Below are 22876 nucleotides of genomic sequence, written 5' to 3' on the forward strand. Positions count from 1 at the left end.
GTGTCGACACGCCTCTCAGCCGAAGAAGTTCCGTACGTGCTCCAGGCCGTCGACCAGAGCGTCGATCTCGGCCGGCGTGGAGTACAGATAGAACGACGCTCGCGTGGTCGCGGGAATTCCGTAGCGGAGGCAGACCGGACGGGCGCAGTGGTGGCCGACCCGGACCGCGATGCCCTGCTCGTCCAGGACCTGGCCCACGTCGTGCGGGTGGATGTCCCCCAGCGTGAAGGAGATCGCCGCGCCCCGGTCCTCGGCCGTGGTCGGGCCGATGATGCGGAGGTCGGGGACCTCGGCCAGGCGCCGCACCGCGTACTCCGTCAGCGCGTGCTCATGGGCGAGGATCTTGTCCATGCCGATCGACTGGAGGTAGTCGATGGCCGCGCCGAGACCGACCGCCTGCGCGATCGGGGGCGTGCCCGCCTCGAACTTGTGCGGCGCCGGTGCGTAGGTGGACGAGTGCATCGAGACCGTCTCGATCATCTCGCCGCCGCCGAGGAAGGGGGGAAGGTCCTCCAGGAGCTCCTGGCGGCCCCACAGGACGCCGATGCCGGTCGGGCCGCACATCTTGTGGCCGGTGAAGGCCACGAAGTCGGCCTGCAGGGCCTGCACGTCCAGCGGCATGTGCGGCGCGGCCTGGGAGGCGTCGATGCAGACGAGGGCGCCGACCTCCTGGGCGCGGCGGATTATCGTCTCGACCGGGTTGACCGTGCCCAGGATGTTGGACACCAGCACGAAGGAGACGATCTTCGTCTTCTCCGTGATGATCTCCTCGATGTTCGACAGGTCGAGCCGGCCGTCGTCGGTGAGACCGAACCACTTCAGCTTCGCGCCCGTGCGCTGCGCCAGCAGCTGCCACGGCACGATGTTGGAGTGGTGCTCCATCTCCGTGATGACGATCTCGGTCTCGTGGTCCACCCGGTAGGGCTCGTCGGCCCAGCCCAGCATGTTCGCCACGAGGTTCAGCGACTCGGAGGCGTTCTTGGTGAAGATCACCTCGTCGCGGCTCGGCGCGTTGACGAACGCGGCGACCTTGTCGCGCGCGCCCTCGTACAGCGCCGTGGCCTCCTCGGCGAGCACATGCACACCGCGGTGGACGTTGGCGTTGTAGCGCTCGTAGTACTCGCTCAGGGCGTCCAGCACCTGGCGCGGCTTCTGCGAGGTCGCCGCGTTGTCCAGGTACACGAGCTTCCTGCCGTCGTGGACGACGCGGTCCAGTACGGGGAAGTCCTTGCGGATCGCCTCGGTGTCGAGGAGGCCCGGCAGCTGTGTCACGCGGATGCGCCACCCTTCACGTACGACTCGTAGCCCTCGTTCTCCAGCTTGTCCGCGAGCTCCGGACCGCCGGACTCGACGATGCGGCCGCCGGCGAACACGTGGACGTGGTCGGGCTTGATGTAGCGCAGGATGCGCGTGTAGTGCGTGATCAGCAGGGTGCCGACCTCGCCGGTCTCACGGACGCGGTTGACGCCCTCGGAGACGATGCGGAGCGCGTCGACGTCGAGGCCGGAGTCGGTCTCGTCCAGGATCGCGACCTTCGGCTTGAGCAGCTCCAGCTGGAGGATCTCGTGGCGCTTCTTCTCACCGCCGGAGAAGCCCTCGTTGACGTTGCGCTCGGCGAAGGACGGGTCCATGTTGAGGCGCTCCATGGCCTCCTTGACCTCCTTCACCCAGGTGCGCAGCTTGGGGGCCTCGCCGCGGACCGCGGTGGCGGAGGTGCGCAGGAAGTTGGAGACCGAGACGCCGGGGACCTCGACCGGGTACTGCATCGCCAGGAACAGGCCCGCGCGGGCGCGCTCGTCGACGGACATCTCCAGGACGTCCTCGCCGTCGAGCAGCACGGTGCCGCTGGTGATCGTGTACTTCGGGTGACCCGCGAGGGAGTAGGCGAGGGTCGACTTGCCGGAGCCGTTGGGGCCCATGATGGCGTGCGTCTCGCCCTGCTTCACGGTGAGGTCGACGCCCTTGAGGATCTCCTTCGTGGCGTTGTCGGCCTCGACGGTGACGTGCAGGTCTCGGATTTCAAGCGTTGCCATGGGTGCCTCAGGACTCCTGGGTGAGGGAGACGAGAACGTCGTCCCCTTCGATCTTTACGGGGTATACGGGGACGGGGCGCGTCGCGGGGAGGCCGGACGGCTTGCCGGTGCGCAGGTCGAAGGCGGAGCCGTGCAGCCAGCACTCGATCTGGCAGTCCTCCACCTCGCCCTCGGAGAGGGAGACGTTCGCGTGGGAGCAGATGTCGTGGATGGCGAACACCTCGCCCTCGGTCCTGACGACCGAGATCGGCGTGCCGTCGAGTTCCACCCGCTTCGGGGTGTCCTCCTCCAGCTCGCTCAGCCCGCAGGCGCGTACGAACGACGTCATGCGACCGAAGCCTCCAGCTCTTCCTCGATCTTGGCGAGCAGGCGCTCCTCGATGTCGGCGACACCGATCTGCTGGACCAGCTCGGCGAAGAAGCCGCGGACCACCAGGCGGCGGGCCTCGTGCTCCGGGATGCCGCGGGCCATCAGGTAGAAGAGCTGCTCGTCGTCGAAGCGGCCGGTGGCGGAGGCGTGGCCGGCGCCGACGATCTCGCCGGTCTCGATCTCCAGGTTCGGCACCGAGTCGACGCGCGCGCCGTCCGTGAGGACCAGGTTGCGGTTCATCTCGTAGGTGTCGGTGCCCTCGGCCCTGGCCTCGATGAGCACGTCGCCGATCCAGACCGCGTGCGCGTTGTCGCCCTGGAGCGCGCCCTTGTAGACGACGTTCGACTTGCAGTGCGGGGTGTTGTGGGTGACCAGCAGGCGGTGCTCCTGGTGCTGGCCGGCGTCGGTGAAGTACAGGCCGAACAGCTCGGCCTCGCCGCCGGGGCCGGCGTACTCCACGCGCGGGTGCAGGCGCACCACGTCACCGCCGAAGGTGACGACCACGGACTTGAAGGAGGCGTCCCGGCCGACCAGCGCGTTGTGCTGGGCGACGTGGACGGCCTTGTCGTCCCAGTCCTGGACGGAGACGACGGTCAGCTTGGCGCCGTCGCCGAGGATGTAGTCGACGTTGGCGGCGAGCACCGCGTCACCGGTGTGGTCGATGACCACGACGGCCTCGGCGAAGGCGCCCAGCTCGATCACCTGGTGGCCGAAGGCGGTGCCGCCCTGGCCGTGCACGGCGATGCGAATCGGCTCGGTGAGGACGGTCTCCTTGGCGACGGTCACGACCGAGGCCTTCTCGAAGGCGGAGTACGCCTGGGCGGCGATGCGGTCCACCGGGGTGCCCGCCTTGCCGAGGCGCGCGTCGCCGCGGCCGACGGTCTCGACGGTGACGCCCTCGGGGGCCTGGACGTCGACCTTCACACCGTCGCCGTTCGCGACGGCGGTGCCGTCGTGCAGCCCGCGCAGCCGCTCCAGCGGGGTGAAGCGCCACTCCTCCTCACGGCCGTGCGGGACCGGGAAGTCCGCGACGTCGAAGGACGGGGGCGCACTCATGCGCGAGACGACGGTCGACTCCGCGGCGACCGCGATCGAGCCCGCGGTGGTGGAACCCACGGGGATGTTCTGGGCCTCAGCCATGGCTGTCGTAGTGCTCTCTTTCCTGAGTAAGACGTCTGCTGGCGATGGGGGCGGTCGTCAGCCGACCGCGCCCTCCATCTGCAGCTCGATCAGCCGGTTGAGCTCCAGCGCGTACTCCATCGGCAGCTCCTTGGCGATCGGCTCGACGAAGCCGCGCACGATCATCGCCATGGCCTCGTCCTCGGAGAGGCCGCGGCTCATCAGGTAGAAGAGCTGGTCCTCGGAGACCTTGGAGACGGTGGCCTCGTGGCCCATGGAGACGTCGTCCTCGCGGACGTCGACGTACGGGTACGTGTCCGACCGGGAGACGGTGTCGACCAGCAGCGCGTCGCAGAGCACGTTGGACTTGGAGCCGGCGGCGCCCTCGCCGATCTCGATCAGACCGCGGTAGGACGTACGGCCGCCACCGCGCGCGACCGACTTCGACACGATGTTGGACGAGGTGTTCGGGGCCATGTGGACCATCTTGGCGCCCGCGTCCTGGTGCTGCCCCTCGCCCGCGAAGGCGATGGAGAGGGTCTCGCCCTTGGCGTGCTCGCCCATCAGGTAGACAGCCGGGTACTTCATCGTCACCTTGGAGCCGATGTTGCCGTCGATCCACTCCATGGTCGCGCCCTCGTAGGCCACGGCGCGCTTGGTGACCAGGTTGTAGACGTTGTTCGACCAGTTCTGGATGGTCGTGTAACGGCAGCGGGCGTTCTTCTTGACGATGATCTCGACCACCGCGGAGTGCAGCGAGTCCGACTTGTAGATCGGCGCGGTGCAGCCCTCGACGTAGTGCACGTAGGCACCCTCGTCGACGATGATCAGGGTCCGCTCGAACTGGCCCATGTTCTCCGTGTTGATCCGGAAGTAGGCCTGGAGCGGGATCTCGACGTGGACGCCCTTCGGGACGTAGATGAAGGAGCCGCCGGACCACACGGCCGTGTTCAGCGCGGCGAACTTGTTGTCGCCGGCCGGGATGACCGTGCCGAAGTACTCCTTGAAGAGCTCCGGGTGCTCCTTCAGGGCGGTGTCGGTGTCGAGGAAGATGACGCCCTGCTCCTCCAGGTCCTCGCGGATCTGGTGGTAGACGACCTCCGACTCGTACTGGGCGGCGACACCGGCGACGAGGCGCTGCTTCTCGGCCTCCGGGATGCCCAGCTTGTCGTAGGTGTTCTTGATGTCCTCGGGCAGGTCCTCCCAGGACTCCGCCTGCTTCTCCGTGGAGCGCACGAAGTACTTGATGTTGTCGAAGTCGATGCCCGAGAGGTCGGAGCCCCAGTTCGGCATCGGCTTCTTCTCGAAGAGCTTCAGGCCCTTCAGGCGCAGCTTGGTCATCCACTCCGGCTCGGACTTCTTGCCCGAGATGTCGCGGACGACGTCCTCGTTCAGGCCGCGCCTGGCGGAGGCACCGGCCACGTCGGAGTCGGCCCAGCCGTATTCGTACTTGCCCAGGCCCTCCAGCTCAGGGTGGGCAGTCTCCGTGGGGAGAGTCATGCGGGGTTCCTCCCGGCCGTGCTTGCAGGTGCGTCAGTGGATGTCTTGGGGATGAACGTCGTGCAGACGCCGTCGCCGTGCGCGATGGTCGCCAGCCGCTGGACGTGGGTGCCCAGCAGCTCTGCGAAGATCTCCGTCTCCGCCTCGCACAGCTGCGGGAACTGTTCCGCGACGTGAGCGACCGGGCAGTGGTGCTGGCAGAGCTGCTCGCCGACCGGTGCGCTGCGCGCCGTAGCAGCGTACCCGTCGACACTCAAGGCCTTGGCCAGCGCTTCGGCGCGCTTGTCGGGGGTCACGGCCTCGATCGCCTTGCGGTACGCGCTCGCCTGGGCGGCGATCCGCGCGCGGGCGAAGGCGGCCACCGCCTCGGGGCCGCCTCCCTGCTCGGCGATCCAGCGGAGCGCGTCCGCGGCGAGCTTGTCGTACGACTGGTCGAAGGCGTCCCGGCCGCAGTCCGTGAGCGCGAAGACCTTGGCGGGGCGGCCACGCGTGCGCGTGCCGTACACCCGCTGCTCGCGGGCCTCCACCACGTCGTCCGCGACCAGTGCGTCCAGGTGACGCCGGACGGCCGCCTGGGTCAGCCCCAGCCGGCCGGCGAGTTCGGCGACGGTCGACGGACCGTGGTCCAGGATGGACCGCGCGACCCGGTTGCGCGTCGAGCGCTCACCGGTCGCTAGCTCCTCCTGGGGGGCACCCGTGGGGGTCTCCCGAGCCTCGCCGACGTTTTTCACAACGCCATTGTTGCGTAATTCCGCGGAGCCTGACAAGCGCCGTCCGGGTCACCGGAGGTGCCCTGCGTCACTTAGGCATACCTAATCTGACCTGCGGAAACGATCTTTGATCGATCATCGCCCGGTCGCCGCCCGGGCGGTGCGACGGCGCCCCGATGCCCACGTCCGAAGCACGGCCGTACCCCGCCCGCACCCCCTCCGACCGGCCCTGTTGTCACCCGGGACACCCTCACCACCGCCCTGCGCCCGCGGGGTGCGGACACCGGCGGGACCCTCCTCCGGCATTCCTCGCCCAGCTCCCCCGGCCGGGTGAACGCAGGGGCGCTCGCCGCGGTCCGGGGACTCCTTCCCACCCGGCCGCCTGACCGGCGCGCGCGCTCCCTAGACTCTGGAGCCATGCGAAGTGAGCCCGTGGTCCAGGTCCAGGCCCTGGTGAAGCGGTACGGCACGAAGACCGCGGTGAACGGCCTCGACCTGGTGGCCCAGCCGGGCGTGACCGCCGTACTCGGCCCCAACGGGGCGGGGAAGACGACCACGGTCGAGACCTGCGAGGGGTACCGGAAGCCGGATTCCGGCACGGTGCGCGTCCTGGGCCTCGACCCGGTGCGGGACTCCGCCGAGCTGCGGCCCCGCATCGGCGTGATGCTCCAGTCCGGAGGCGTGTACTCGGGCGCCCGCGCCGACGAGATGCTCCGGCACGTCGCCAGGCTGCACGCGCACCCGCTGGACGTCGACGCCCTCGTCGAACGCCTCGGCCTCGGCTCCTGCGGCCGCACCTCCTACCGCCGGCTCTCCGGCGGCCAGCAGCAGCGGCTCGCGCTCGCCATGGCCGTCGTGGGCCGCCCGGAGCTGGTGTTCCTGGACGAGCCGACCGCCGGACTCGACCCGCAGGCCCGCCGGGCCACCTGGGACCTGGTGCGGGACCTGCGCGCCGACGGCGTCTCGGTGATCCTCACCACGCACCACATGGACGAGGCCGAGCAGCTCGCCGACGACGTCGCGATCATCGACGGCGGCCGGGTCATCGCCCAGGGCTCCCCGGAGGAGCTGTGCAAGGGCGGCGCCGAGAACACCCTGCGGTTCACCGGCCGCCCCGGCCTCGACGTCGGCTCCCTGCTCAAGGCGCTCCCGGCCGACTGCACGGCCGCCGAGCTGACCCCGGGCGCCTACCGGGTCGTCGGCAAGGTCGACCCCCAGCTGCTGGCCACGGTCACCTCCTGGTGCGCCCAGCACGGGGTGATGCCCGACCGGATCTCGGTGGAACGGCACACGCTGGAGGACGTCTTTCTGGAGCTGACCGGCAAGGAGCTGCGCTCGTGACCGTGGGTACGTACACGCCGAAGCCCGGAGCCGCCCCGCTCCCCCGCATGATCGCGGCGCAGGCGGCGCTGGAGACGAAGATGCTGCTGCGCAACGGCGAGCAGCTGCTGCTGACGGTCGTCATCCCGACCCTGCTGCTGGTGCTCTTCAGCTCGGTCGACATCGTGGACACCGGCAAGGGCGAGGCCGTCGACTTCCTCACCCCCGGCATCCTGGCGCTGGCCGTGATGTCGACGGCGTTCACGGGGCAGGCCATCGCCACGGGCTTCGAACGCCGCTACGGCGTCCTGAAGCGGCTCGCCTCCTCGCCGCTGCCGCGCTGGGGCCTGATGACCGCGAAGACGGCGTCCGTCCTGGTCACGGAGATCCTCCAGATCGTCCTGCTGACCGTCATCGCCTTCGCGCTCGGCTGGTCACCGCACGGCAACCCCGCCACCGTCCTGCTGCTGCTCGTCGCCGGCACGGCCGCCTTCTCCGGGCTCGGCCTGCTGATGGCGGGCACGCTGAAGGCGGAGGCGACGCTGGCCGCCGCCAACCTGGTCTTCCTGCTGCTCCTCGTGGGCGGCGGGGTCATCGTGCCGCTGGAGAAGTTCGGCTCCGCCGGCCGGCACGTGCTCGGTCTGCTGCCCGTCTCCGCCCTCTCGGACGGCCTGCGGGACGTCCTCCAGCACGGCGCCGGCATGCCCTGGGGCGACCTGGGGATCCTCGCCGTGTGGGCGGTCGTGGGCCTGGCGGCGGCGGGGAGGTTCTTCCGCTGGGAGTGACGCGGAGGAGTGACGGTCCGCACCCTCGTGAACGCATGCACAAGCGGCGGCCTACGATGGTGGGCGTGCCAAAGCTGACCCGCGCCGACGCCGAAGCGGCCCTCCGCAACCCGCTCGCCTTCATCGCCGACCGCTGGACCCCGGACCCCCGGACCGTCCGACGGGCGGCCCTCGCCGCGCTCGTGATGTCGGTCGTCATCGTCGTCACCGGCGGCGCCGTCCGCCTCACCGGCTCGGGCCTCGGCTGCCCGACCTGGCCCACCTGCACCGACGACTCGCTGACCACCACCCGGGCCATGGGCTTCCACGGGATCATCGAGTTCGGCAACCGCATGCTGACGTACGTGCTGTGCGCGGCCGTCGGCTGGGCGATCATCGCGGCCCGCTCCCAGAAGCCCTGGCGGCGCGGCCTGACCCGGCTGGGCTGGGCCCAGTTCTGGGTCGTCATGGGCAACGCGGTGCTCGGCGGCATCGTCGTCCTGGTCGGCCTGAACCCCTACACGGTCGCCGCGCACTTCCTGCTGTCCACGGCCCTGATCGCCATCGCCACGGTGATGTGGCAGCGCACCCGGGAGGGTGACGGTGCGCCGCGTCCGCTGGTCGGCAAGGCGGTGCAGCAGCTGGTGTGGTTCCTGGTGGCCGCGTCCGTGCTGCTCATCGCGGTCGGCACGGTGGTGACCGGGGCCGGCCCGCACGCCGGCGACTCCAGCGAGGTCGAGCGCATCCCGATCGACTGGGAGACCGTCTCCAAGCTGCACGCGGTGCTCGCCTGGATCGTGGCGACGCTGACGTTCGCCCTGTGGTTCGTCCTGAAGGCGGTCGACGCGCCGAAGGCCCCGCCGGCCCGGACGCGTGAGCTGTTCGTCGTCCTGCTGGCCCAGGGGGCCGTGGGCTACGTCCAGTACTTCACCCACCTCCCGGAAGCGCTGGTGGCCGCGCACATGCTCGGCTCCACGGTGATGTGGATCTGGGTCCTGCGCGTCCTGCTCTCGCTGCGCGAGCGCCCGGAGACCGGCCCGGACCTGCCGGCCCCCTCGGCCGCGGTGCCGGTCGCCACGCGCGCGTGAGTCACCCGGACGCCGCGACGAGGGCGTCGATCGCCGGCGCCAGATAGGCGCGGGTCAGCTCGGCGCGCCGGGTGAGCCAGGCGGTGGAGGCCGGGTCCGGGGTGCCGTACCGGCGGCGGGTGACGTCCTCGACGACCTCCGCCGGAGCCCCCAGCGCCGCCAGCTCGGTCAGGGCCTCCCGTTTGGAGATCAGGCGGCCGTCACGGAGGGTCACCGTGGCCCGGGCGAAGGTCAGCAGGCCCAGGTCGACCCAGACGTCCTGCCGCCACAGCCGCGCCTTGTCGACCGCCGGGCGCCAGAACTCCCGCTGGTCGCGGACGACGAAGCCGGCCAGCTGCCCGTCCGGTACCGGCGGGAGCAGCGCGGCCGGGGTCTCGCCGTACAGCACGCGTCCGAAGGCGTGCAGCTCGCGCCGGGTGACGGGGGTGACCGGGCGGCGCATCAGCCGTTCGTGCGCCCAGGTGAGGTGCGAGCGGTCCGCGTCGTGCAGGGTGGCCGGCGTCACGTAGGTGCAGTGGAGCTTCGCCGCGAGCGGTTGCCTCCGCAGTCGCCGGTGCAGCCCGACCAGCCGTCGTAAGGTCCCCGGGGTGACGGGGCCGGGCAGGACGGCGATCAGGTCGAGGTCGCTGCGGCCCTCCTGGTAGTCGCCGGCGGCCAGGGAGCCGTGCGCCCAGAGAGCGCGGGGGCGCAGGGGCAGCAGGGCGTGCAGGAACCCGTCGAGCAGGGGCGCGGTCGTCGTCATCCGCCCAGTCTGGGCGGCTCAGCCGAGTCCGTACACCCGGCGCGCGTTGTCCGCCGCGATCAGGCGGGCCACGCGCTGGGCGTCCTCCGGGGACCAGGCTCCCTCGGCGACCCAGCCGCCCAGTACCCGGCCGAGGGCCTCGCGGAAGAGGCGGGCGCCGACGACGTGCAGTTCGGGCAGGCCCTGCGCGCCGGTGGAGAAGAGGATCTTGCCGAAGGGGGCCAGCTCCAGGATCTCGGCGAGGACCGTGGCCGCACGGGCGCCGGTGCGTACGAGCGCGGCGCCCGAGTCGGCGTAGACGTGCGGGAAGACGCCGGCCAGGTGGGCGGCGTGGCGGTGGTACGGGTAGCAGTGCAGCAGGATCAGGTCGGTGCCGAGGCCGGCGGTGGCCCGGACGAAGTCCGTCAGCAGCACCGGGTCCGTACGGTCGATGCGGGAGCCGGGCTCGCCGAGGCCCGCGTGCAGTTGCAGGGGCAGGCCCGAGGCGACGGCGATCCACAGCAGGTGCCGCAGCAGGACGGGGTCGGTGAGCGCGCCGCCGACCCGCCGCCGGGCCAGCCAGCGGCCCGCCGCACCCCGCACCTCCCCCGGTCCCGGGGGCTCGGGGGCGAGGGCCAGTCCGTGCCGGAGGCCCGCGACGGAGGTGAAGGCGACGGCGGTCGCCGCGGCCCCGTGCACCGACTCGGCGAGGTTGGCCAGGAAGGACTCCACGGTGCCGGAGGTGTCGGCGACCTGCTCGGCGAGCAGCTCCAGCCGGACGATCTCCCGGGCCTCGGCGTCGCCCGCGCCGGCCAGCTCGGCGGGGCCGGTGAGGTCGCCGGGCAGGCCGGTGTCGACCAGGTACGTCGTGATGCCGCTGCCGCGCAGCAGCCTGCGGCCCGACTCCAGCACGCCCAGTTCCCGGCGCCGGGCCAGGTAGCGGGCGGGCGGGCAGTGCGGTTCCAGGCCGAGCAGGGGCGGGCACCAGCGCCGTACGGCGAAGCCGGTCTGGGTGTCGAAGAGGGTGGTGCCGGGGGCGGGCGACCCCTCGGTGCGCGCCAGCTGGGCCTCGAAGGTGCCGAGGCCCAGTTCCGTCCGCAGTACGCCGTGGCAGTACTGGTCCACGAGGGACGGCGTTTCGATCATCCGGGCTCCCCGTGAGGACGCGCTGTGCTGCCTTACCCGTCCTAACGGGTGAACCGGGTTCAGGTGGCGGCAGCCGGCCGAAAGGGATGCGCGCCGGCCGCCGAACGCACGCCGAACACCGAGCGCGCGTCAGCCGCCGACCTGGATACCGGCCATCCGCTTCCACTCGTACGGACCCGTGGTCACCTTCGCCGCGAACTCGCCGTCGAAGGACTCGTGGACCGTGAGGCCCGCCTTCTCGACGGCCTTCTCGGCGACCTCGTACGTGGGGGCCACCAGGTCGCCCCAGCCGCCGTCCTCGCCGACGAGGACGATGCGGGCGCCGCGCCGGCCGATGTAGGCCACCTGGCCCTCGGCGCCGCCGTGGGCCTTGGAGAAGGCGCTGATCTCCCGGGCGAGCCTGGCCACCGTGCGCTCGGCCCTCGCGTCAACCTGCTGCGTGTCTGCCATGGCCACGATGCTACCGACGAGTAGATCGACTGGCGAGAGCAGGCTTCTGTGACGTGCGTCAGCGCAGGAAGGGGTCCACCGCGATCGCCACGAACAGCAGCGACACATAGGTGATCGACCAGTGGAACAGCCGCATCTCCTTCAGCTTCGCGCCCGTGACCTCGGCCTTGGCCCGGTTCTGCAGCGCGTGCGCCTCCCACAGCCACCATCCGCCGGCCGCCAGTGCGACGGCCGTGTAGAACCAGCCGGTGTAGCCGAGGGGGGTGAGGAGCAGGGAGACGGCGACCATGACCCAGCTGTAGAGGACGATCTGCCGGGCCACGACCTTGTTGGAGGCGATGACCGGCAGCATCGGCACGCCCACGCGCGCGTAGTCGTCCTTCACCTTCATGGACAGCGGCCAGTAGTGCGGCGGGGTCCAGAAGAAGATCACCATGAACAGGACGACCGGCGCCCAGGAGAGCGAGTCGGTCACCGCCGACCAGCCGATGAGCACGGGCATGCAGCCCGCGATGCCGCCCCACACGATGTTCTGCGACGTCCGCCGCTTGAGGATCATGGTGTAGACGACGACGTAGAAGAGGAGTGCCCCGAGGGAGAGCCAGGCGCTCAGCCAGTTGACGGTGAGGCCGAACAGCAGTGTCGAGACGACCGCCAGGGTGATGCCGAAGACCAGGCACTCGACCGGGCTGACCATGCCGGTCACCAGGGGCCGCTGGGAGGTGCGGTCCATCAGGGCGTCGATGTCCCGGTCGATGTACATGTTCAGCGCGTTGGCGCCGCCCGCGGAGAGGTAGCCGCCGAGGCAGGTCAGCAGGACCAGCGTCAGGTCGGGCACACCCTGCTGCGCGAGGAACATGACCGGAACGGTGGTGATGAGCAGCAGCTCGATGATCCGCGGCTTGGTCAGCGCCACGAACGCCTTGACACGGGCCCCGAACGGCCGATGAACCGGGCCCTGGTTCGCACCAGGAACCACACCCTCCCCCAGAGCCTTAAGGGCCTGGGAGGTGCCCCCAGGACGGGATTCGACGGCCGTCACGCACACCCCTGACAGAGACATCCCAGCAAGCCTTCCCGTGTGAAGTCGCGGTAAAGGCTCGCGCGTACCACGCCACTTTAGACGTTGCCCATACCCCGGCCTTCGCGGGGGTGGGGTCGTGTTGGCGGCCCCGGGCAGGAGGCGCCCCATAAGAGGGGACAGGGCACTCGATTGAGCGCTCAGATGACCGGCTCCGTATTCATGTGCCACATGGCATGTTCTGGCCAGTCGGGAGGCGGATCGCGCGGACTCCCGGCAGTCTGGAATTACTCGAAAAAACGCACGTCCTCACGGGGGTAGGCTCGACAACGGCCGGTGGGCGCCCAGCACGCCGGCGGCCGGGGGGCACATGCCCCGACGACCGGCGACCGACATGTGGAGAGGAGCCCTGACCCAGGGTGAGCACCAAGCCGACCACCACAGACCTTGAGTGGACCGAGCTGGACCAGCGGGCCGTGGACACCGCCCGGGTCCTGGCCGCCGACGCCGTACAGAAGGTCGGCAACGGCCATCCCGGTACGGCGATGAGCCTGGCCCCGGCCGCCTACACCCTCTTCCAGAAGGTGATGCGGCATGACCCGGCCGACCCGGAGTGGACCGGCCGCGACCGTTTCGTGCTGTCCGCCGGCCACTCCTCCCTGACCCTCTACACCCAGCTGTACCTGGCCGGCTTCGGCCTGGAGCTGGACGATCTGAAGGCGTTCCGGACCTGGGGTTCGAAGACCCCCGGTCACCCGGAGTACGGGCACACCAAGGGTGTCGAGACCACCACGGGCCCGCTGGGCCAGGGTGTGGCCAACGCGGTGGGCATGGCGATGGCCGCCCGCTACGAGCGCGGTCTGTTCGACCCGGAGGCCCCGGCCGGCGAGTCTCCCTTCGACCACTTCGTCTACTGCATCGCCGGTGACGGCTGCCTCCAGGAGGGCATCTCCGCCGAGGCGTCCTCGCTGGCCGGCCACCAGAAGCTCGGCAACCTGATCCTGCTGTGGGACGACAACCACATCTCGATCGAGGGCGACACCGAGACGGCCGTCTCCGAGGACACCGTCAAGCGGTACGAGGCCTACGGCTGGCACGTGCAGCGCGTGGAGGCCAAGGAGAACGGCGACCTGGACCCGGCGGCGATCTTCGCCGCGATCCAGGAGGCGAAGCGGGTCACGGACAGGCCGTCCTTCATCGCGATGCGCTCGATCATCGCCTGGCCGGCCCCGAACGCGCAGAACACCGAGGCCGCGCACGGCTCGGCGCTGGGCGACGAGGAGGTCGCGGCCACCAAGCGCGTCCTCGGCTTCGACCCGGAGCAGTCCTTCGAGGTGGCCGACGAGGTCATCGCCCACACCCGCAAGGCGCTGGAGCGGGGTGCCGAGGCGAAGGCCGAGTGGGAGAAGTCCCTCCAGGTGTGGCGGGAGGCGAACCCGGAGCGGGCCGCCGACTTCGACCGGATCAGCAAGGGCGAGCTGCCCACCGGCTGGGAGGAGAAGCTCCCGGTCTTCGAGCCCGGCAAGGCCGTCGCGACGCGTGCCGCGTCCGGCAAGGTGCTGCAGGCGCTGGGCGCGGTGATCCCCGAGCTGTGGGGCGGCTCCGCCGACCTCGCCGGGTCGAACAACACGACCATCGACAAGGACAGCTCCTTCCTGCCCGAGGGCAACCCGCTGCCGGAGGCCAACCCGTACGGCCGCACGATCCACTTCGGCATCCGCGAGCACTCGATGGGCGCGGAGCTGAACGGCATCACCCTGCACGGCAACACCCGCGTCTACGGCGGCACCTTCCTCGTCTTCTCCGACTACATGCGCAACGCCGTGCGCCTGTCGGCCCTGATGCACCTGCCGGTGACGTACGTGTGGACGCACGACTCCATCGGCCTCGGCGAGGACGGCCCCACCCACCAGCCGGTCGAGCACCTGGCCTCGCTGCGCGCGATCCCCGGTCTGAACATCGTCCGCCCGGCGGACGCCAACGAGACCGCGATCGCCTGGCGCGAGATCCTCAGGCGCTGGACGAAGGAGTTCGGCAAGGGCCAGCCGCACGGCCTCGCGCTCACCCGCCAAGGCGTGCCGACGTACGAGCCGAACGAGGACGCGGCCAAGGGCGGCTACGTCCTGTTCGAGGCCGAGGGCGGCGAGGCCCAAGTGATCCTGATCGCCACCGGTTCCGAGGTGCACGTCGCCGTCGAGGCGCGCGAGCGGCTCCAGGCCGAGGGCGTGCCCACGCGCGTCGTCTCGATGCCGTCCGTGGAGTGGTTCGAGCAGCAGGACCAGGGGTACCGGGACTCCGTGCTGCCGCCGTCCGTCAAGGCCCGCGTGTCCGTCGAGGCGGGCATCGGCCTGACCTGGCACAAGTACGTGGGGGATGCCGGCCGCATCGTTTCCCTGGAGCACTTCGGCGCGTCGGCCGACGGCAAGGTGCTCTTCCGGGAGTTCGGCTTCACTGCGGAGAACGTGGCCGCGAAGGCGCGGGAATCCCTCGCCGACGCCCAGCGCTGACGCTCACATACGACACGTAGGAGATGTAATTCCATGACAGACGCACTCAAGCGCCTCTCCGAGGAAGGCGTCGCGATCTGGCTGGACGACCTGTCGCGCAAGCGGATCACGTCCGGCAACCTCGCCGAGCTGATCGACCAGCAGCACGTCGTGGGCGTCACCACCAACCCGACGATCTTCCAGAAGGCGATCTCCCAGGGCGACGGGTACGACCAGCAGCTGTCGGACCTCGCCGCCCGCAAGGTCACCGTCGAAGAGGCCATCCGCATGATCACGACGGCGGACGTCCGTGACGCCGCCGACATCCTGCGCCCGGTCTTCGACGCCACGGGCGGCCAGGACGGCCGGGTCTCCATCGAGGTCGACCCGCGCCTGGCGCACAACGAGCACGCCACCGTCGCCGAGGCCAAGCAGCTGGCCTGGCTGGTGGACCGCCCGAACACCCTCATCAAGATCCCGGCCACCATGGCGGGCATCCCGGCGATCACCGAGGTCATCGGCCTCGGCATCAGCGTCAACGTCACGCTGATCTTCTCGCTGGAGCGCTACCGCGCGGTCATGGACGCCTACCTGAGCGGTCTGGAGAAGGCCAAGGAGCGCGGCCTGGACCTGTCCAAGATCCACTCCGTGGCGTCCTTCTTCGTGTCCCGCGTGGACACCGAGATCGACAAGCGGCTGGACGGCATCGGCACCGACGAGGCCAAGGCGCTGCGCGGCAAGGCCGCCCTCGCCAACGCCCGGCTCGCCTACCAGGCGTACGAGGAGGTCTTCTCCTCGGACCGCTGGAGCGCGCTGGAGAACGCGGGCGCCAACAAGCAGCGTCCGCTGTGGGCGTCGACCGGCGTGAAGGACCCGGCGTACCCGGACACCCTGTACGTCACCGAGCTGGTCGCCCCCAACACGGTCAACACCATGCCGGAGGCCACGCTGGAGGCCACCGACGACCACGGTGAGATCACCGGCAACACCATCGCCGGCACCTACGAGCAGGCCCGTGCCGACCTCGACGCCCTGGAGAGGCTCGGCATCTCCTACGACGACGTCGTGCGGGTACTGGAGGAGGAGGGCGTCGAGAAGTTCGAGGCGTCCTGGAACGACCTGCTCAAGTCCACCCAGGCGGAGCTCGAACGCCTCGCCCCTTCGGAGGGCTGAGTTGTCACCCGTTTCCGGTTCCGGAGCGAACCCGCTTCGTGACCCGGCCGACCGACGGCTCCCGCGCATCGCGGGGCCGTCGGGCCTGGTCATCTTCGGTGTCACGGGCGACCTGTCGCGCAAGAAGCTGATGCCGGCCGTGTACGACCTCGCCAACCGGGGTCTGCTGCCGCCGGGGTTCTCGCTGGTGGGCTTCGCCCGCCGCGACTGGGAGCACGAGGACTTCGCCCAGGTCGTGCACGACGCGGTGAAGGAACACTCGCGCACTCCGTTCCGTGAGGAGGTCTGGCAGCAGCTCATCCAGGGGATGCGCTTCGTCCAGGGCACCTTCGACGACGACGAGGCGTTCGAGCGGCTGCGCGCCACCATCGAGGAGCTGGACAAGGCACAGGGCACGGGCGGCAACTTCGCCTTCTACCTGTCCGTGCCGCCGCGCTCCTTCCCGGTGGTCATCCAGCAGCTGAAGAAGCACGGCCTGGCCGACCAGAGCAGTGGCTCCTGGCGGCGCGCGGTCATCGAGAAGCCGTTCGGCCACGACCTGAAGTCGGCCGAGGAGCTGAACAAGGTCGTGCACGAGGTGTTCGAGCCGGAGCAGGTGTTCCGGATCGACCACTACCTCGGCAAGGAGACCGTCCAGAACATCCTGGCGCTGCGCTTCGCCAACACGATGTTCGAGCCGATCTGGAACCGGTCCTTCGTGGACCACGTGCAGATCACGATGGCCGAGGACATCGGCATCGGCGGCCGGGCCGGCTACTACGACGGCATCGGCGCCGCCCGGGACGTCATCCAGAACCACCTGCTCCAGCTGATGGCGCTCACCGCGATGGAGGAGCCGGCCTCCTTCGACGCGGACGCGCTGGCCGCGGAGAAGGAGAAGGTGCTCGGCGCCGTCCGGCTGCCGAAGGACCTGGGCGCCAACACCGTGCGCGGGCAGTACGCGGCGGGCTGGCAGGGCGGCGAGAAGGTCATCGGCTACCTCGAAGAAGAGGGCATCGACGCCAAGTCGAAGACCGACACCTACGCCGCGGTCAAGCTGGAGATCGACAACCGCCGCTGGGCGGGCGTCCCCTTCTACCTGCGCACCGGCAAGCGCCTCGGCCGCCGCGTCACCGAGATCGCGGTCGTCTTCCAGCGCGCCCCGCACTCCCCGTTCGACACCACGGCCACCGAGGAACTGGGCCAGAACGCGATCGTCATCCGGGTCCAGCCGGACGAGGGCGTCACGGTCCGCTTCGGTTCCAAGGTGCCGGGCACCTCGATGGAGATCCGGGACGTCTCCATGGACTTCGCCTACGGCGAGTCGTTCACGGAGTCCAGCCCGGAGGCGTACGAGCGGCTCATCCTCGACGTCCTGCTCGGCGACGCCAACCTCTTCCCGCGCACGGAGGAGGTCGAGCTGTCCTGGAAGATCCTCGACCCGATCGAGGAGTACTGGGACAAGCACGGCAGGCCCGCGCAGTACAAGTCGGGCACCTGGGGTCCCGTGGAAGCGGACGAGATGCTCGCACGAGACGGACGGAGCTGGCGCCGGCCATGAAGATAGACCTGACCGACACCACCGCCGGAGCGATCAACAAGGCGCTCGTGCAGGGCCGCCGCGCCATCGGCACACCCGCCGTCGGCATGGTGCTGACCCTCGTCCTCGTCACCGACGAGGAGAACGCCTACGACGCCCTGAAGGCCGCCAACGACGCCTCGCGCGAGCACCCCTCGCGCACACTCGTGGTGATCAAGCGGGTCTCCCGCTCCCCGCGCGACCGTACGACCTCGCGTCTGGACGCCGAGGTGCGGGTGGGCGCGGACGCGGGCACCGGCGAGACGGTCGTCCTGCGGCTGTACGGCGAGGCGGCCGACCACGCCGACTCGGTGGTCCTGCCGCTGCTGCTGCCGGACGCCCCGGTGGTCGTGTGGTGGCCGGTGAACGCCCCGCTCGACCCGGCGAAGGACCCGCTGGGCGCGCTCGCCCAGCGCCGGGTCACCGACAGCTACGCCTCCGAGCAGCCGGTGCGGGAGCTGTCGGCCCGCGCCGCGGCCTACACGCCCGGCGACACCGACCTGTCCTGGACGAGGATCACGCCGTGGCGTTCCATGCTCGCGGCGGCGCTCGACCAGGTCACCTGTGAGGTGAAGGCCGTGGAGGTGGAGGGCGAGGAGTTCAACCCGAGCTGTGAGCTGCTGGCGATGTGGCTCGCGGACCGGCTGGACGTGCCGGTGAAGCGTTCGCTGTCGTCGGGCCCCGGTCTGACGGCGGTCCGCATGGACACCACTCAGGGCCCGATCACGCTGGACCGGGCCGACGGCTCGCTGGCCACGCTGTCCATCGAGGGCCAGCCGGCCCGCGCGGTGGCGCTGAAGCGGCGGGACACCGCCGAGCTGATCGCGGAGGAGCTGCGCCGGCTGGACCCGGACGACACCTACGCGTCGGCGCTGCGCTTCGGCGTGGAGCGGCTGAACACGGTTCCGCAGCAGACGTCCGAGGCCCCGGCCGAACCGGTCGCGGAACCGGAACCGGTCGAGGAAGCGGCCAAGGCCCCCGCGAAGAAGGCGGCGGCCCGGACCGCGAAGAAGGCACCGGCGAGGAAGGCGACGGCGAAGTGAGCACTCCGCAGCTGGTCGTCCACCGCGACAAGGAGCTGATGGCGCAGGCCGCCGCGGCCCGCCTGATCACGAAGATCGTGGACGCGCAGGCCTCCCGGGGCACCGCGTCCGTGGTCCTCACCGGCGGCCGCAACGGCAACGGCCTGCTGGCCGCGCTGGCGGCGGCCCCCGCCCGGGACGCCGTCGACTGGAGCCGCCTCGACCTGTGGTGGGGCGACGAGCGCTACCTCCCCGAGGGCGACCCCGAGCGCAATGTCACGCAGGCCCGCGAGGCGCTGCTGGACTCCGTGCCGCTGGACCCGGAGCGCGTGCACGCCATGCCCGCCTCCGACGGCCCGTACGGCGCGGACGTCGAGGCGGCGGCGGAGGCGTACGCGGCGGAGCTGGCGAAGGCGGCCGGTCCCGAGAACCACGGCTCCGTGCCGACCTTCGACGTCCTGATGCTGGGCGTCGGCCCGGACACCCACGTGGCCTCGCTCTTCCCCGAGCTGCCCGCGGTCCGGGAGACGGAGCGCACGGTGGTCGGCGTCCACGGCGCCCCCAAGCCGCCGCCGACCCGGATCTCCCTCACCCTCCCGGCGATCCGCGCGGCCCGCGAGGTCTGGCTCCTCGCGGCCGGCGAGGACAAGGCGGAGGCCGCGGCCATCGCCCTGTCGGGCGCGGGCGAGATCCAGGCCCCCGCGGCGGGCGCCTACGGCCGCTCCCGCACCCTGTGGCTCCTGGACTCGGCGGCGGCTTCCCAGCTGCCGAGGTCGCTGTATCCGCCGGCGTCCGCGTGACGTCGGGAGCCGAGTAGTGGCGGCGGGGGCTTCGGCCCCCGCCGCCGCTATTTGACCGACCCGGCCATCACGCCCTGCACGAAGTGCCGCTGGAAGGCGAAGAACACCACCACCGGCACGATCAGGGACAGGAACGCGCCCGGGGCCAGGACGTCGATGTTGCTGCCGAACTGGCGGATCTGGGACTGGAGTTGCACGGTCAGCGGCTGGGCGGAGCTGTCGGCGAAGAGCAGGGCGACCAGCATGTCGTTCCAGACCCACAGGAACTGGAAGATGGCGAGCGAGGCGATCGCCGGGCGGCCCACCGGCAGGACGAGGCGGGTGAAGATGCGCCACTCGCTGCCGCCGTCCATCCGGGCCGCCTCCAGCATCTCCTTCGGGATGTCCGCGAAGTAGTTGCGGAGCAGGAAGACGGCGAAGGGCAGGCCGTAGGCGACGTGGAAGAGGACCACTCCGGGGATCGTGCCGAACAGGCCCAGGGCGCCGAAGAGTTTGGCGACGGGGAGCAGGCCGATCTGCACCGGCACCACCAACAGGGCGACCACCAGCAGGAACAGGGGTTCCCGGAGCGGGAAGTCCAGCCAGGCGAAGGCGTATCCGGCGAGGGCCGCGATGACGACGACCAGGGTGGTGGCCGGCACCGAGATCAGCACGGTGTTCCAGAAGGCCTGGGTGATGCCGGCGTTCTTCAGCAGCGCCGCGTAGTTGTCGAAGGACAGCTGGCCGGGGCTGGCCAGCGCCGTCCACCAGCCGCCCTTGGCGGTGTCCTGGGCCGAGCGGAGGGAGGACAGGAACAGGCCCGCCAGCGGGGTCAGCCAGACCAGGCCGATCACCACCAGGAACGCCTGCACCAGGGCGCTGCCCAGGCCTCTCCTGATCGCGTTCATCGCTGACTCCTCATCGTTGGCTGTTGCGGAAGCGGCGGACGTTGAAGACCATCGCGGGGATCACCAGCAGCAGCAGGAGCACGCCGAGGGCGCTGCCGAGGCCCTGGTCGTTGCCGCCGCCGAAGGAGACCAGCCACATCTGGGTGGCGAGGACGGTGGCGTCCTCCTGCACCGGTCCCGGCGCGATGATGTAGACGAGGTCGAAGACCTTCATCACGTTGATCACGAGAGTCACGAAGACCACGGTGAGTACGGGCGCGAGCAGCGGCACGGTGATCCGGCGGAAGATCTGCCACTCGTTGGCGCCGTCCATCCGGGCGGCCTCCAGGGCGTCCCGCGGGAGCGTGGAGAGGCCCGCGCCGATCAGGACCATCGCGAAGCCCGTCCAGATCCACAGGTAGGCGCCGATGATCGCCGGGGTGACGAGGGTCGGACCGAGCCAGGAGACGCCCTGGTAGGGCGGGGCGAAGTTCGACTTCGGGAGCTTCACCGTGTACGAGCCGTCGTGCAGTCCGGTGAAGCGGAAGGAGCCGTCGGCGGCGGTGGTCGTGCTCGCGACCGTCTTTCCGTCGCGCACCGCCTCGACCTTCATGCCGGGCAGGCCGCTCTCCTTGGGGTCGACCCTGCCCTGCTTCCCTCCCCCGCCCGGGGTGAAGTCCAGGTAGACGACACCGCGCAGTTCACCGGGTCCGGTCGTGTGCGGGGCCGGTGCGGCGGGCCTGGCCTGTGCGGGCAGGTCCTTGGGCAGGACGCCGACCATGGGGAGCGTGACCGGTCCGCCCGGGTGGGCGGTCGTACGGTAGGAGCCGTCCGGGTCCTGGGTGAGCAGTCCGGTGCGGCCGCGGGCCGTCGGGTAGGTCGAGGTGCCCTCGAAGGCGTCGTGGACGGAGACGACGGCCGCGTTCAGCACGCCCTTGTCGGGGTCCTCGTCGTAGGCGAGCCGGAAGATGATGCCGGCGGCGAGGAAGGACACCGCCATCGGCATGAAGAGGAGCAGTTTGAAGGCGGTCGCCCAGCGGACCTTCTCCACCAGGACGGCCAGGATCAGGCCGAGGCCGGTGAGCAGGGCGGGGGCGACGACGACCCAGATGGTGGTGTTGCGGATGGCCTTCAGGGTGGCCGGGTCGCGGAACATCTCCGTGTAGTTGTCGCCGCCGACGAACCGGGTGCCGGAGGCGTCGAAGAAGCTGCGGCCGACGGAGAACAGCACCGGGTAGACGACGAGCGCGCCGAGCAGGAGCAGCGCGGGGAAGACGAAGAGCAGGGCGACCGTCCGGCCGCGCCGCCGGCCGCGGCGCGTGGGCGCCGGGCCGGCGGCGGGCTGCGGGCCCGCCTGCTGCTTCAGAGCGGTGGTGGCGGTCATGGTGTGCTGCCGCTCAGTCCTGGTAGGCCTTGGCCGCCGCGGCTTCGAGCTTCGCCGCGGTGCCCTTCGGGTCCGACGGGTCGCGCAGGAAGTCCTGGAGCAGCTTCCACTCGCCCGTGCCCTTCGTGCCGCCGAAGGCCGCCGGGGCCTGGTCGGACATGTCGAAGCGGACCGAGTCGCCGGCGCCGACGAGGGACTTGGCGGTGGCGCGGGACACGTCGTCGGCGTAGGAGGCGAGGTCGAGCTTCTTGTTCGGGGACAGGAAGCCGCCGGCCTTCGCCCAGACGGCCGCGGCCTCGGGGGTCGCGAGGTACTCCAGGAGCTTCATGCCGGCCTTGGCGTTCTTGCCGTCCTTGAGGACGACGGCCGCGTCACCGCCGCTGACCACGGGGGCGGTTCCGCCGTCGACCGCGGGGAAGGGGAAGAAGTCCGCGTCCTTGCCGATGGCCTTGCCGAACTGGTCGTGCGCGACACCGGCGACGAAGTCGCCCTCGTAGACCATGCCGGCCTCCGGCTTGGGGCCGAACACCTTCTCCACCGAGCCGGGGAAGTCGGTGTTGAGGGCCTCCTTCTGGCCGCCGGCGACGAGCTGCCTGTCCTTGAAGAGCTTGCCGAGGGTGGTGAGCGCCTTCACCACGGTGGGGTCGGTCCACTTGAGCTTGTGGGCGGCGAGGGCGTCGTACTTCTCGGGTCCGGCCTGGGAGAGGTAGACGTTCTCGAACCAGTCGGTGAGGGTCCAGCCGTCCTGTCCCGCGACGGCGAACGCGGCGAGGCCGGAGTCGGAGACGGTGTGCCCGGCCTTGAGCAGCTCGTCGTACGTCTTCGGGGGCTTGACCCCGGCCTGGGTGAGGGCGTCGGGGCTGTACCAGACCGTGGACTTGTGGGCGGCCTTGAAGTAGAGGCCGTAGAGGGTGCCGTCGACGCTGCCGTACTTCTTCCAGACGGGCGCGTAGTCGGCGCCGATGGTCTGCTGGGCGGTAGGCGAGAGCGGCTTGAGCCAGCCCTTCTTCGCGAACTGCTGCAGGACGCCGACCTGCGGGACCATCACGACGTCGGGCGCGTTGCCGCCCTCGATCTTGCTGCCGACGACCGTGGAGACGTTGTCGCCGGTGGACACGAACTGGGTCTTGGCGCCGGTCTTCTCGGTGAAGGCGTCCAGCACCTTCTGGAAGTTCTTCTGCTCGCTGCCGGACCAGACGCCGGCCACGGTGACGGTCTGGCCGCTGAGCGCCTTGTCGCCGCCGCCCGCGGAGACCTCCCCGCCGCCGCAGGCGGTGGCGCCGAGGGCGAGGACGAGGGCGGTGCAGCCGGTGAGCAGGGTCGTACGTCGTCGCATCATCGTTGAC

At 70.6% G+C, this 22876-nt stretch carries 21 protein-coding genes; 8 read left to right on the forward strand and 13 right to left on the reverse strand.

What is annotated here, in order from left to right:
* Positions 1 to 15: 15 nt before the first annotated feature.
* From IEZ20_RS38630 to IEZ20_RS38655, 6 genes are read right to left on the reverse strand one after another with little or no spacing between them, the layout of a single operon-like run.
* Positions 16 to 1272, reverse strand: a complete 1257-nt coding sequence (locus tag IEZ20_RS38630; protein ID WP_189307684.1) for a cysteine desulfurase — start codon at positions 1270 to 1272, stop codon at positions 16 to 18.
* The gene (gene sufC / locus IEZ20_RS38635; RefSeq protein WP_189307687.1) at positions 1269 to 2033 is read right to left on the reverse strand and encodes a Fe-S cluster assembly ATPase SufC; all 765 of its coding nucleotides are present in this window, start codon (positions 2031 to 2033) and stop codon (positions 1269 to 1271) included. Before sufC ends, IEZ20_RS38630 begins: the two co-directional genes overlap by 4 nt.
* Before the next feature lie 7 nt (positions 2034 to 2040).
* Positions 2041 to 2361: a non-heme iron oxygenase ferredoxin subunit gene (locus IEZ20_RS38640; RefSeq protein WP_189307689.1), complete on the reverse strand. Its 321-nt coding sequence runs from the start codon at positions 2359 to 2361 to the stop codon at positions 2041 to 2043.
* Complete coding sequence (sufD, locus tag IEZ20_RS38645; protein WP_189307691.1) at positions 2358 to 3542, reverse strand: Fe-S cluster assembly protein SufD; 1185 nt, start codon at positions 3540 to 3542, stop codon at positions 2358 to 2360. The genes IEZ20_RS38640 and sufD overlap by 4 nt, the downstream gene beginning before the upstream one ends.
* A gap of 57 nt (positions 3543 to 3599) precedes the next feature.
* Positions 3600 to 5021 carry a Fe-S cluster assembly protein SufB gene (gene sufB / locus IEZ20_RS38650; protein WP_189307693.1) on the reverse strand — a complete coding sequence of 474 codons (1422 nt, stop codon included), beginning with the start codon at positions 5019 to 5021 and terminating at the stop codon, positions 3600 to 3602.
* Entirely contained in the window at positions 5018 to 5752 is a 735-nt protein-coding gene (locus IEZ20_RS38655; RefSeq protein WP_189307694.1) for a helix-turn-helix transcriptional regulator, read from the reverse strand. Before IEZ20_RS38655 ends, sufB begins: the two co-directional genes overlap by 4 nt.
* A 396-nt stretch (positions 5753 to 6148) precedes the next feature.
* On the opposite strand from IEZ20_RS38655, the gene IEZ20_RS38660 reads away from it, so the two are divergent.
* From IEZ20_RS38660 to IEZ20_RS38670, 3 genes are read left to right on the forward strand one after another with little or no spacing between them, the layout of a single operon-like run.
* A complete protein-coding gene (locus IEZ20_RS38660) occupies positions 6149 to 7072 on the forward strand; it encodes an ABC transporter ATP-binding protein (RefSeq protein WP_189307696.1) in 924 nt (307 codons plus the stop codon).
* Positions 7073 to 7119: 47 nt separating this feature from the next.
* Positions 7120 to 7836, forward strand: coding sequence for an ABC transporter permease (locus tag IEZ20_RS38665; protein WP_189307728.1), 717 nt, complete (start codon positions 7120 to 7122; stop codon positions 7834 to 7836).
* A 56-nt stretch (positions 7837 to 7892) separates the two neighbouring features.
* Positions 7893 to 8903: a COX15/CtaA family protein gene (locus tag IEZ20_RS38670; protein WP_189307698.1), complete on the forward strand. Its 1011-nt coding sequence runs from the start codon at positions 7893 to 7895 to the stop codon at positions 8901 to 8903.
* Position 8904: 1 nt separating this feature from the next.
* Here IEZ20_RS38670 and IEZ20_RS38675 read toward each other — a convergent pair whose 3' ends face one another.
* The 4 genes from IEZ20_RS38675 to IEZ20_RS38690 all read right to left on the reverse strand — a co-directional run bounded on the left by IEZ20_RS38675 (position 8905) and on the right by IEZ20_RS38690 (position 12283).
* Positions 8905 to 9645, reverse strand: coding sequence for a nucleotidyltransferase family protein (locus tag IEZ20_RS38675; RefSeq protein WP_189307700.1), 741 nt, complete (start codon positions 9643 to 9645; stop codon positions 8905 to 8907).
* Positions 9646 to 9663: 18 nt separating this feature from the next.
* On the reverse strand, positions 9664 to 10770 hold the full coding sequence (locus tag IEZ20_RS38680; RefSeq protein ID WP_189307702.1) for an amidohydrolase family protein: 1107 nt from the start codon (positions 10768 to 10770) through the stop codon (positions 9664 to 9666).
* Between the two features lie 129 nt (positions 10771 to 10899).
* Positions 10900 to 11220: a hypothetical protein gene (locus tag IEZ20_RS38685; protein WP_189307703.1), complete on the reverse strand. Its 321-nt coding sequence runs from the start codon at positions 11218 to 11220 to the stop codon at positions 10900 to 10902.
* Between the two features lie 58 nt (positions 11221 to 11278).
* The gene (locus IEZ20_RS38690; RefSeq protein WP_229896493.1) at positions 11279 to 12283 is read right to left on the reverse strand and encodes a heme o synthase; all 1005 of its coding nucleotides are present in this window, start codon (positions 12281 to 12283) and stop codon (positions 11279 to 11281) included.
* A gap of 377 nt (positions 12284 to 12660) precedes the next feature.
* Between IEZ20_RS38690 and tkt the strand changes: the two genes are divergently transcribed.
* Genes tkt through pgl form a run of 5 tightly spaced genes read left to right on the forward strand, consistent with a single transcriptional unit; the run spans position 12661 to position 19280 of the window.
* Complete coding sequence (gene tkt, locus IEZ20_RS38695; RefSeq protein WP_189307705.1) at positions 12661 to 14748, forward strand: transketolase; 2088 nt, start codon at positions 12661 to 12663, stop codon at positions 14746 to 14748.
* Between the two features lie 33 nt (positions 14749 to 14781).
* Positions 14782 to 15900: a transaldolase gene (gene tal / locus IEZ20_RS38700; protein ID WP_189307707.1), complete on the forward strand. Its 1119-nt coding sequence runs from the start codon at positions 14782 to 14784 to the stop codon at positions 15898 to 15900.
* Position 15901: 1 nt separating this feature from the next.
* A complete protein-coding gene (gene zwf / locus IEZ20_RS38705) occupies positions 15902 to 17440 on the forward strand; it encodes a glucose-6-phosphate dehydrogenase (RefSeq protein ID WP_189307709.1) in 1539 nt (512 codons plus the stop codon).
* Positions 17437 to 18501, forward strand: a complete 1065-nt coding sequence (gene opcA, locus IEZ20_RS38710) for a glucose-6-phosphate dehydrogenase assembly protein OpcA (protein ID WP_189307711.1) — start codon at positions 17437 to 17439, stop codon at positions 18499 to 18501. Before zwf ends, opcA begins: the two co-directional genes overlap by 4 nt.
* A complete protein-coding gene (pgl, locus tag IEZ20_RS38715) occupies positions 18498 to 19280 on the forward strand; it encodes a 6-phosphogluconolactonase (protein WP_189307713.1) in 783 nt (260 codons plus the stop codon). The genes opcA and pgl overlap by 4 nt, the downstream gene beginning before the upstream one ends.
* 47 nt (positions 19281 to 19327) lie before the next feature.
* Here the strand turns inward: pgl and IEZ20_RS38720 are convergent, their stop codons facing one another.
* From IEZ20_RS38720 to IEZ20_RS38730, 3 genes are read right to left on the reverse strand one after another with little or no spacing between them, the layout of a single operon-like run.
* Entirely contained in the window at positions 19328 to 20167 is an 840-nt protein-coding gene (locus IEZ20_RS38720; RefSeq protein WP_189307715.1) for a carbohydrate ABC transporter permease, read from the reverse strand.
* Positions 20168 to 20177: 10 nt separating this feature from the next.
* Entirely contained in the window at positions 20178 to 21530 is a 1353-nt protein-coding gene (locus IEZ20_RS38725; RefSeq protein ID WP_189307717.1) for an ABC transporter permease, read from the reverse strand.
* Positions 21531 to 21543: 13 nt separating this feature from the next.
* Positions 21544 to 22869, reverse strand: a complete 1326-nt coding sequence (locus tag IEZ20_RS38730; protein ID WP_189307719.1) for an ABC transporter substrate-binding protein — start codon at positions 22867 to 22869, stop codon at positions 21544 to 21546.
* Positions 22870 to 22876 lie beyond the last annotated feature (7 nt).

The sequence above is a fragment of the Streptomyces cinerochromogenes genome, assembly GCF_014648635.1.
Taxonomy (GTDB): Bacteria; Actinomycetota; Actinomycetes; order Streptomycetales; family Streptomycetaceae; genus Streptomyces; species Streptomyces cinerochromogenes.